This window comes from Hyphomicrobiales bacterium (assembly GCA_016710435.1).
Classification (GTDB): Bacteria; Pseudomonadota; Alphaproteobacteria; order Rhizobiales; family Aestuariivirgaceae; genus Aestuariivirga.
Genome location: JADJVV010000020.1, coordinates 1 through 4,732, shown reverse-complemented (window position 1 = coordinate 4,732; position 4,732 = coordinate 1). Strand labels below are relative to the sequence as shown.

Sequence of the window (4,732 nt, the reverse complement as noted above, 5' to 3'; positions counted from 1 at the left end):
GAAAATCTACCGGACGGGGTTATTCACGTTTCCACCCCTGGATTGATTGCCCCGTCCGGTGACTGAAAAACCTATCAGAACGGCGGCAACGTCGGGTCATCAGCCGGCGCACCGTCCACTACAGGCGAGGTGTCGTAATCGTCTGCGACCAAGCCCATGCTGCGCACCAGTTCGGCGTACTGATGGCGAGCGACAATCACGTCTGCCAGTTGCGCTTCGGTCAAGGCGTCCCCGGCCCCGACCGTGAGCTTGGCGTACTTAATGCCGGACTTGTTGGTATCCTGCGTCAAGCCAAGGAAGGCGTAGCCGTCAAAGTACGCACGCTGGCGAGACTTGCGCCCGCTGGCAAAGGCGTCCCAGACCTTGACCGATGTCGGCGGGAGGGTTAAGAGCGCCGGGGCACTCCAGCCTTCCGGCAGAATCACCAGGCGACGGAGAGACTTGCACGCCTGCGCCCCGTTTGCACCCGAACCGTACTGCGCAAGCGGACACGACGCACAATCCCACGGACCGACAGCCGCATCAGGGTCAACGGTCGACAGCGCCGGGTGACGATGCTCCAAAGTCAGCGCATCCTTGACCTGCGCAGAACCGATGTCGAATGTCCCGGCGAACCCGTCCGCAGATGCGCAGAGGGGCGGCATACCCGCCGTGTCCTTGCTAGGCCAGAACGCCCGACAGCGTTGCGCCACAATCACGACGGCCTTAATCGGGGACGGCATAACCTGCCCGTCACCGGTCTGGAAAGCCATCAGGCCGCCACTACCAAATTTGATGCGGTCGGGAATGAAATCCCCCCAGGAATTGCCCTCCGAATCCATCTCGGCCAAAACGGCCAGTTGCGTTTCGGTCAATTTCGCGCCTTGCGTCATCAGGGAAGTAGTCACGTTCAGAACCTTTCTCCGGTGTACGATGCCCGCCGGCAGGCTATAGAAAAAAGGATTACTTAGCTGCGTTCAGGATTGCGGCGGTCAGGTCGCATGCGGACCTGGTCGCGCCGTACCGCTTCTCCGCCTGCAAGAGCGCCATCGCCGCATCCTCTGCGTTGTAGCGTGCGGCGTTCGCCATTGCCAGATATCCAGCCAGAGCGCCATCGCGCTGCGCCTTGACCTTGGCCGAAGCGACCATCGCCTTGCGCACGTCGGCGGTGATCTTCGTGCCGTTTTCGGGAACGCACATCTGGTCGTATTCCCATTCCGCTTCGGCGTTGTCGTAGGCGGTCATGGCCTCTTTCGCCGTGCGTCTCGCCTTGTGGTCAGCTTCGATGGCGAGTTCAAGATTCGTCACGGCGTCGCGCAGTGCGTCCTTGATGTCCAGTGCGTCTGAGATAAGAGCTTCGAGCGGGTTCATGTCAGTTTCCTTTCCGAATGTCGAAATAATCATCCTCAATTGCCGGTTCCCGACTCCACCCAGGCGCCGTGAGCGCATCCAGCCCCGCCAGTGCGACGGTGTACGGAACGTGCTCCGCTTCCATGACACGCAGGTAAGCCTGGGCGCCGGCGGCTTCGGCTGCAAGCCAACCGTCCGCCTGTTCATCCGTGATGCAATCGGCAAGGCGCTTGCCGGTGCGAAACATCTTGCGCCCCGAGTCGAACTCGCTGAGCGGCGCTACGAAGTTCCTGTGATGGGTGTAAACTGCTGTTGCTGTCATGCTGTCATGGTTCGGTCCTTTTGGGAATCGGTCAATCACTGTTTGATGTATACATTGTAGCATTGATGTCGGCGGTTGTCAACTACGGAAATCAATGTTGACAGAATAGATGCGCCATGCTAGAATGTCAACAGACGATAATTCACAACCAAACGGAGGCTATGATGATTGACGAGACGAAACTAGTTGACGGCGGAATGACCCGTGTATCGATTGAGACCATGCGCCGCCTCAAGAAATGGCGCATCAGGCTCGCCCAGAAACTTGGGGAGATCCCATCCAGCGACCGTGTAATTGCGGCTGCGCTTGATGCTTTGGAAGAGCGGGAGTCTACCGAAAAGCAAACTGCATAGCCCAGAGGCACACGATGTCAAAGCAAAGACGTTTTGACCGTAGTTTGAGTTTGCGTATCGACGCCATTCACAAGGCCATCGACACGGCGAAGTCTTGGGCGCCGAGTGACACCAAACGGGCGGCGCTGAGTGTGCTGTACGCCCGGTTACGACGGCTTGAGAAGCGGGTGCCAGCATGACTGATTTTACTGATGACGACATCAGGCAATTGTTAGAGGCGAGTGTAGTTATGCCGGATGATATGCAATCCGGCGGTCTTCGTGGGCAATGGGTACCCGAAACGCTAGCCGACGCATATGCGCATAATGAGCCGACGCAATTTCTGATTGACGGATTGTTGCCGGTTCCCTCTCTGTCCATTGTGTACGGTGGCCCTGGCAGCCTTAAGTCAATGGTCCTGGCTGACATGGCGCTGTGCGTTGCCGGCGGCGTTCCGTGGTTATCGTCAATGGACAACGGCGACATTATCCCCGGCGTTACATTCCGCACGAATCAAGCTCCGGTCCTCTGGGTAGACTTCGATAACGGCAATCGTCGCACCCGTGAGCGCATCGGCGCTTTGGGGCGAGGTCACGAATTGCCCGCAACTGTCCCGATGCAATACGTATCAATGCCTGACCCCTGGCTTAACGCATCAGACCGGACAGTCGTCAGGGACTTAGCACTATTCGTCACAAGCAATAAGTTCAGGCTCATCATCGTCGATAACCTGGGCCTTATCCTGGGAGAGACAGAGGAAAACGGCGGAGATATGGCAAAGGTAATGGGCAATCTGCGATGGTTGGCAGAGAGCACCAGTTGCGCCGTGGTCATTGTCCATCATCAGCGCAAGTCAAACGGCGCGGCCGCATCGGTCGGCGTGCGCAAGGGCGAAAGCCTGCGCGGGCATTCCAGTATCGAAGCATCGCTGGATCTGGCGCTGTGCGTCGAGCGCAATAACCGAGAGGATGCCGTAATCATAACGGCAACCAAAGTCAGGGACTACCAGGAGTTCGATACGTTCGGCGCCATCTGGACATATCAGCATGTTGACGGAACGAAAATGCTACACACGGGGCGATTCTGGTCACGAGCCGTCGCAACCAGTGAAGAATCCGTCAACATCGCAATTATGGCGCATATCAAGAATGAGATGCGGTCGGTCGGTAACTGGATGCCGGCGAAAGATATTACCGATTTGGTGTGCGAGCGCATGGCAGCCAAGCCCGGCGGGAAGGCTCCGAGTATCCGAAAGGTCAAGGGATTGCTGCGCGAAATGGCGGAGTCTGGGCAAATATTCAAGCGTGGCGGAACGTCCAATTTGGAGTATTCGAGATGAAAAATAGGGGGGGGGGCTTCTTGCAGGGACATGTATTTTTTTTGGCACCCCCTGCACGAAGTTCTAACACATTCGGTAAGGCTTCTTGCAGATTGCCTACATGTGGTGGGGACACCTTCTTGCAGACTTCGGTAAGGCTTCTTGCAGGCGAAACCCTACCTTCTGTCTTCGTGCACACACTATTTATAGTGTGCACGAATGCAAGAAGGGTCACGAAGGGTAAATGGAGAGTCGAATGAGCATCGGGATGATAGGGGAAGTATCAAGCAGAAAATCCAAACAGTGGGCGAAACCGGCGCCGCAAAATTCTGTTTGGAGCACAGCGATTGAAACCGCCAAGCGAACCAACGTCATTGACCTGGCGGGAAGATATGTCGAGTTGCGCCGTGCCTCTGGTAGCGAGATGCAAGGGCCATGCCCAAAGTGCGGCGGGGAAGACCGGTTGCACGTCAAGAAGGATGGATGGTTCTGCCGCAACTGTCACCCTATCGACGCCGGCGGGCATGGTTGGCATGATGCGATAGAGTTCGTGACGTTCACAACCGGCATGGACTTCGCATCTGCCGTCACCGACTTGACCGGGGCTTCGCGCACCTTCTTGCAGACTTCGGACAATCAGGATGCACGAAGGCCAGCGCCACCGCCCCCATCACCCCAGACTGACGAATGGCGAGAGCGATGCGCCCCGATTGTGGAGGCTGCGCAGGTAACGCTGCTGGCAGATGACAACCCAGGCTCACGCTACTTGGCCGAACGCGGACTGATGACACCGACATGGCAAGCGTTCGGTTTCGGGTTCGGCTCGCACCGTGAGCAGCCGGCGATTGTAATCCCGTGGTATCGGGCGGGAAAGTTGCAAGCCATCCGCTACCGATTCATTGCCCCGACCGATGGACCGAAGATTATCAGCGAACCCGGTTCGAAGTTCGCCGGCGCAATGTACGGCGGGCAGGCCCTGCTAGGCTGCGCAGAGGATTTGCGCACACTGGTCATCTGCGAGGGAGAGATTAACGCCGCGTCAATCTGGCAAGTCCATCACCTGGCGGCGCTTGATGTGTTGTCACTGGGAAGTGAATCGGCAACGTTACCGACATCCATCCCCGCCTTCGCTGCGAAGTTCCGCACCGTCATCGTGTGGATGGATAAGCCAGACATCGCCCGCAAACTGGCGGAGCAATTGACCGGTGCGACGGCGGTTTCATCGCCAGTGCTACCGAACGCTCCGAAGGGCATGGACGCCAACGATATGCTGCGCATCGGCAAGTTGAGCGCATACCTGTCAGCCGTGCGAGAGCGGGCATGTAAGAACGATGCGGAGCGGGAAGCGTTGCGGTGGGATTTGGTTGATGGGGGTGCAAGATGATCACCGTCACCCTCTCCACCCCGTCCACATTGCGCCTGTCGTTCGAC

At 57.7% G+C, this 4,732-nt stretch carries 6 protein-coding genes; 3 read left to right on the top strand and 3 right to left on the bottom strand.

Translation table 11 applies throughout. The annotated features are described in order from the left end of the window. Positions 1-74 precede the first annotated feature (74 nt). Genes IPM06_19600 through IPM06_19590 form a run of 3 tightly spaced genes read right to left on the bottom strand, consistent with a single transcriptional unit; the run spans position 75 to position 1,651 of the window. Positions 75-887, bottom strand: a complete 813-nt coding sequence (locus IPM06_19600) for a hypothetical protein (protein ID MBK8772611.1) — start codon at positions 885-887, stop codon at positions 75-77. A gap of 55 nt (positions 888-942) precedes the next feature. Beyond that, the gene (locus tag IPM06_19595) at positions 943-1,350 is read right to left on the bottom strand and encodes a hypothetical protein (protein MBK8772610.1); all 408 of its coding nucleotides are present in this window, start codon (positions 1,348-1,350) and stop codon (positions 943-945) included. Position 1,351: 1 nt separating this feature from the next. Next, positions 1,352-1,651 carry a hypothetical protein gene (locus tag IPM06_19590; GenBank protein ID MBK8772609.1) on the bottom strand — a complete coding sequence of 100 codons (300 nt, stop codon included), beginning with the start codon at positions 1,649-1,651 and terminating at the stop codon, positions 1,352-1,354. Between the two features lie 164 nt (positions 1,652-1,815). On the opposite strand from IPM06_19590, the gene IPM06_19585 reads away from it, so the two are divergent. The 3 genes from IPM06_19585 to IPM06_19575 all read left to right on the top strand — a co-directional run bounded on the left by IPM06_19585 (position 1,816) and on the right by IPM06_19575 (position 4,685). Continuing rightward, entirely contained in the window at positions 1,816-2,004 is a 189-nt protein-coding gene (locus IPM06_19585) for a hypothetical protein (GenBank protein ID MBK8772608.1), read from the top strand. A gap of 175 nt (positions 2,005-2,179) precedes the next feature. Beyond that, positions 2,180-3,322 carry an AAA family ATPase gene (locus IPM06_19580; protein MBK8772607.1) on the top strand — a complete coding sequence of 381 codons (1,143 nt, stop codon included), beginning with the start codon at positions 2,180-2,182 and terminating at the stop codon, positions 3,320-3,322. Between the two features lie 235 nt (positions 3,323-3,557). Beyond that, the gene (locus tag IPM06_19575) at positions 3,558-4,685 is read left to right on the top strand and encodes a hypothetical protein (GenBank protein MBK8772606.1); all 1,128 of its coding nucleotides are present in this window, start codon (positions 3,558-3,560) and stop codon (positions 4,683-4,685) included. The last annotated feature ends 47 nt before the right edge of the window (positions 4,686-4,732 follow it).

Coding starts and splice junctions, on each gene's coding strand:
- IPM06_19595 (MBK8772610.1), bottom strand. CDS start 1,350: ATGAACCCGCTCGAAGCTCTTATCTCAGACGCACTGGACATCAAGGAC.
- IPM06_19575 (MBK8772606.1), top strand. CDS start 3,558: ATGAGCATCGGGATGATAGGGGAAGTATCAAGCAGAAAATCCAAACAG.
- IPM06_19580 (MBK8772607.1), top strand. CDS start 2,180: ATGACTGATTTTACTGATGACGACATCAGGCAATTGTTAGAGGCGAGT.
- IPM06_19590 (MBK8772609.1), bottom strand. CDS start 1,651: ATGACAGCAACAGCAGTTTACACCCATCACAGGAACTTCGTAGCGCCG.
- IPM06_19585 (MBK8772608.1), top strand. CDS start 1,816: ATGATTGACGAGACGAAACTAGTTGACGGCGGAATGACCCGTGTATCG.